The organism is Limnospira sp. (genome assembly GCF_051859755.1).
GTDB lineage: Bacteria > Cyanobacteriota > Cyanobacteriia > Cyanobacteriales > Microcoleaceae > Limnospira > Limnospira fusiformis.
Genome location: NZ_JBIMLI010000227.1, coordinates 2,188 through 4,508 on the forward strand (window position 1 = coordinate 2,188; position 2,321 = coordinate 4,508).

The window sequence follows — 2,321 nt, forward strand, 5'->3', positions numbered from 1 at the left end:
AGAAGGTATTGATGTCGGGTTAATTAATAAATCTACCCTCAATGTCGTTGATGAAGATATGTTAGCCAAAATCGGAAAGGCTCCCTTTGTCATGGTCGTCGAAGCCTTTAACCGTCGCACTGGACTCGGTAGCCGTTTTGGTTCCTGGTTGCTAGAAGGTGGCTATACTCCTAAATACGCCTATCTTGCTACTCACAAGGAAGGTTGTGGCGGTCTCTGGGAACAGTTCCCTCATCAGGGTATTGACCCCAACGGTATTATGACCAAGGTTAAGGAATTAGTCCGTTAGTCACCAAACAACCTTTTTTCTGGTTAAAAAATATAGGGCGGGTTGATCAAGTTGATCAACCCGCCTTCCTTTAGAGTCTATGCAGCATCAAATCTGAAGCTAACCGTTGCTGCAATTCTACGCTTTATTTCCTTTCTTGCGAAGGTTGGAAGCAACCAAACCAGCACCAATAGCGCCTAGACCGAAAATCATACCTGGTTCTGGTACAGCAGCACCAACCACTTTCCAGTCTGGTCCATTATACCATTTTCGCAGGTCAAGATCGCCAGGACCATCGGACTCAGACCATGCAGCACTTACACGAATACCACCAATAGACCTTTCTGAGGGGTCAAGTCCTAAATCAGCCAAGGACACTCCCCGAGAACCGACTTGTTGAACATGATTTCTGGTATTGGCGATTTCTAGTGTATTAATTCTAAACCCGGCATCATCCCAGCCGTCGCGTGCAATAGTAAAGGTATTATTCAAATTGTTGCCTTGTTGGTCGATCGCTTGAATTGTTAGGGCACTGTTCATGCCACGTTCCCACAAAAACAGGTTATCAACCCGACGATCAAACCAAAGATCGATCGCGAAACTTCCGGTGTCCTCTCCATCGATAATGCTGTTCAGGTTATTATTTCCCAAAGATGTCACAATGTCTTCATTGGTAGGGTCTTCCGCAGATGTTCCTACGGTTGCTAGTGGTCCCATATCAGAACTAGCAGCACCTGTGTTACCACCTGTATACTCGTCGTTATGAATGATATTAGCGCGGTTGACAAGGGCAAAATCACTGAAAATATTGCCATCAACCTTAACATAATCCAGCAAGACATCCCCACCCGGATCGTAGGAATCCTGGTTTAATAAGTGGGTCTCGAAGTAAAATGCTTGAGCAGAACCTGCGAATCCTAGACCACCGGCTAGTACACCTAAAAATACTGATAGACTTAGTTTAGTGTTCATAATTTTTACCTCTGGTGTGATAATTTGACTAACTTAGATAACAACTTGGCTGGACTTCGTACTTTCGTACTATTAATGTTGTAGCATCATTTCCCTGGTGTGTCTAATGTAAAACACCTTTTTTACCAAAGATTTATAAATGTATGGCTTTTGTAAAGGTAGCTTTTTAGTTTTGTGACTATGGTCTTGAACGTATGTGTCACAAATCACAGCCTGTTGTGATCTGACACCTAGGGAAAGGTATAACCTGAAAATGGAGTTAACCGACTGCTAATTGCGGTGGTGAATGTTAAGGTCTAGTGATTTCAACTTGAATTTGTCCGCTAAAGTCAGGAATGGGGGGAGCGAGTTTAATTAACTGGATCTGAACCCGCTCAACCTGGGACTGTTCCAGGATAGCTTGAGCGATCGCCTCTGCTAGTCTTTCCACCAGAGCAAATTTAGCCGTTTTGACAATATGCTCAACTGTAGCAATGGTTCCCCGATAATCCACCGTATCTGCGATCGTATCACTATGTCCGGCAACGCGCAAGTCAAACCACAAGCGCACATTAACTTCAAACCACTGACCTAATACCCTTTCCTCCTGGAGATATCCCGTATAACCATAACTGCGGATACCTTTAATTTCAATTGAGTCCATATTTTTAGCTAACCTTTTTGTCATTGTGATCTTAATTTTCACCCAAAGCGCCACCTATGGTAGAAATATAGGCCCATGACCCAGGAAATTTTAGCGTTGAGGTTCCTGGTATTTGGCGAACCGACCCCCTCCCTGCTATAGGGGATTGATTGCTAAGAGATGAAATTGTCGTTGGGTTGATCAATATTTGCCGAATATATGTTATAGTGAATTTGGTCTTAGGGCATGTAGCTCAGTGGATAGAGCATCAGATTCCGGTTCTGAGGGTCGGGGGTTCAAATCCCTCCATGCTCGTTTTTTCTATTGCCTTATCCTGACGGCGATAGCGGGAATTTACTTAACCCGATAGTCGTACCGTCACACTCAAAATGCACTCCATTCAGTCTTAGCACACGGGACAATTGGTGCATATCCCTTAGCAACAAATCTTAATTATTG

At 43.8% G+C, this 2,321-nt stretch carries 2 protein-coding genes, 1 tRNA gene and 1 pseudogene; 2 read left to right on the plus strand and 2 right to left on the minus strand.

Features of this window, described 5'->3' with window-relative positions:
- Positions 1-289 (plus strand): annotated as a pseudogene (locus ACTIE0_RS22910) (transketolase C-terminal domain-containing protein); the annotation flags it as partial.
- Between the two features lie 117 nt (positions 290-406).
- Here the strand turns inward: ACTIE0_RS22910 and ACTIE0_RS22915 are convergent.
- Positions 407-1,240 (minus strand): exosortase-dependent surface protein XDP2, encoded by an 834-nt coding sequence (locus ACTIE0_RS22915; protein ID WP_439516999.1) that lies wholly within the window; start codon positions 1,238-1,240, stop codon positions 407-409.
- A gap of 289 nt (positions 1,241-1,529) precedes the next feature.
- On the minus strand, positions 1,530-1,883 hold the full coding sequence (gene folB / locus ACTIE0_RS22920; RefSeq protein ID WP_008049009.1) for a dihydroneopterin aldolase: 354 nt from the start codon (positions 1,881-1,883) through the stop codon (positions 1,530-1,532).
- Between the two features lie 221 nt (positions 1,884-2,104).
- Between folB and ACTIE0_RS22925 the strand changes: the two genes are divergently transcribed.
- Positions 2,105-2,177, plus strand: a tRNA-Arg gene (locus tag ACTIE0_RS22925).
- The last annotated feature ends 144 nt before the right edge of the window (positions 2,178-2,321 follow it).

What these genes read in the sequence shown, in the direction of transcription:
- ACTIE0_RS22915 (WP_439516999.1), bottom strand. Translation starts at nt 1,240, where the DNA reads ATGAACACTAAACTAAGTCTATCAGTATTTTTAGGTGTACTAGCCGGT.
- folB (WP_008049009.1), bottom strand. Translation starts at nt 1,883, where the DNA reads ATGGACTCAATTGAAATTAAAGGTATCCGCAGTTATGGTTATACGGGA.